Origin of the sequence: Kitasatospora sp. NPDC047058, from assembly GCF_040643935.1 — a bacterium.
Taxonomy (GTDB): Bacteria; Actinomycetota; Actinomycetes; order Streptomycetales; family Streptomycetaceae; genus Kitasatospora.
In genome coordinates this window covers 1-1,828 of sequence record NZ_JBEYVJ010000774.1, presented here as the reverse complement: position 1 = coordinate 1,828, position 1,828 = coordinate 1, and the positions used below count along the sequence as shown (strand labels likewise).

Below are 1,828 nucleotides of genomic sequence, written 5' to 3'. Positions count from 1 at the left end.
ACGCGGCAGTCCGCAAGAAGCAGGCGATCAGCGGATTCGCATACCGCTGCGGAAGCGGGGCGCGCACGGCCGGGCACGCCTGCGAAGGCGTCTACATGAAGCGGCACGAAGTCGAGTCCGAGGTTCGGCAGTTCCTAGAGGTGAGGCTGCCGGGCGCGCACACCTCGTCGCGCAGCACGGTCGCGGCCTCGGCCACGACGGCCGCGGCGAGGTCCTGCTTGGTGTTGAAGTGGTAGTGCAGGCCGCCGTAGCTGACCCCGGCCCGCTTGGCGATCCGGGCGAGCGAGACGGTGTCGAACCCCTCGGTGGCGAACTCCTCGCCGGCGGCGACGAGTAACGCCTGCCGGGTATGAGCGGCGCGCTTCTGCTTCACCATTTTCACCATCGCGAGGCCTCCTCACGGCGGGACGGCTGCGCGACGGCAGCGGGCCCGACCCCCATCCCGATCATCCGGCCAGAACTTCATCCGGACTTCTTCGAATATTAAACCATCATGTCGGTTTCTTCTGAAGAGGCGTCAGCGGGGGGATCACGGTGGCCAGAACGAGAGCCAGGGCCGGGACCAGGGCCGGAGGCTGGAGGCCGGGGCCGGCGTGGCGGACGGCACCGCCCGCCACACCGCCCCCGGGCGGCGCTACGCCGCCGCCGGCCCCAGCACCACGGGCAGCGAGCCGAAGCCGTTGACGATGAACGACGCTATGGGCTCGATCTCCTCCACCGGGACGGCCAGCGCCACCTGCGGGAACCGTTCGAACAGCCCGGTCAGCGCCAGCGTGGCCTCCATCCGGGCCAGCGGCGCCCCCACGCAGAAGTGGACCCCGTGCCCGAAGCCGAGGTGGTCCCGCCGCCCCGGGCGCAGCAGGTCGAAGCGGGTGGCGTCCTCGCCGTGGTGCTCGGCGTCGATGCCGGTGGCGGCGAAGGAGACCAGGATCGGGTCCCCCCGGCGGATCAGCACGCCGTCCAGGTCGATGTCCTCCACCGCGAAGCGCATCGGCGAGTACGCGGCGGGGTTGCGGCTGCGCATGGTCTCGGCGATGACGTCGGCCCAGTCGGCGTGCCCGCCGCGCACGTGCTCCAGCTGCGCCGGGTCGGAGAGCAGCGCGCCCAGCGTGTTGGCGATCAGTGTGCAGGTCGTCTCCTGCCCGGCCGCGATCATCAGGTACAGGGTGCCGAGCAGCTCCTGCTCGCTCAGGCCCTGGTCCTCGTGGCGGGCCGCGATCAGTGCGGAGGTCAGGTCGTCGCCGGGCTCGCGCAGCTTCTCCCGGACCATCTCGCCGAGCATCCCGAAGACCTCCACCTGTGCCGCGGCCATCTCCTCCGCGGACGTGGAGGTGCTGAAGACCAGCTGCAGCGCGGTGCACAGCGGTTCGCGGACCTCCTCGGCGACGCCGAAGAGGTCGCAGATGACCCGCATGGGCAGCTCGTTGGCGAAGGTGCGGCGCAGGTCGACGCGCTGTCCGGCGGGCAGGGCGGCCAGGCCGTCCAGCAACTCGGTGACGCTGCGCTCGACGGCGGGCCGCAGGGCCTCGGTCCGCCGGGTGGTGAAGGCCCCCGCGACGAGCCGGCGCAGGCGCGTGTGTCTCGCGCCGTAGGCGAAGAGCATGTTCTCGTTGGCGACCCACGGGTAGAGCGGCCACTCGGAGGTGATGCGCCCTTCGATGAAGGCCGGCCAGTGCTGGGTGGCGTCCTTGGACACCCGCGGGTCGGTGAGCAGCTGATCGCTGATCGAGGGCCTCCGAGCAGCAGCGCGCCGCCCTTCATCCGGTGCGGGCTGGGATCACCGGGAGACCTCCTCGCGGTCGGCGGCGGTGAGTTCGGCGCGCTGGGC

The 1,828-nt window shown here is 71.6% G+C and carries 2 protein-coding genes; both read right to left on the bottom strand.

The genetic code is table 11. The features are described 5' to 3' along the window. Window positions 1-91: 91 nt before the first annotated feature. The gene (locus ABZ885_RS40370) at window positions 92-385 is read right to left on the bottom strand and encodes a TetR/AcrR family transcriptional regulator (RefSeq protein WP_360200071.1); all 294 of its coding nucleotides are present in this window, start codon (window positions 383-385) and stop codon (window positions 92-94) included. Between the two features lie 249 nt (window positions 386-634). After that, a complete protein-coding gene (locus ABZ885_RS40365; RefSeq protein WP_360200069.1) occupies window positions 635-1,696 on the bottom strand; it encodes a cytochrome P450 in 1,062 nt (353 codons plus the stop codon). Between the last annotated feature and the right edge of the window lie 132 nt (window positions 1,697-1,828).

Bases quoted from the DNA above. Each gene is read 5' to 3' on its own strand.
- ABZ885_RS40370 (WP_360200071.1), bottom strand. From the start codon at position 385: ATGGTGAAAATGGTGAAGCAGAAGCGCGCCGCTCATACCCGGCAGGCG.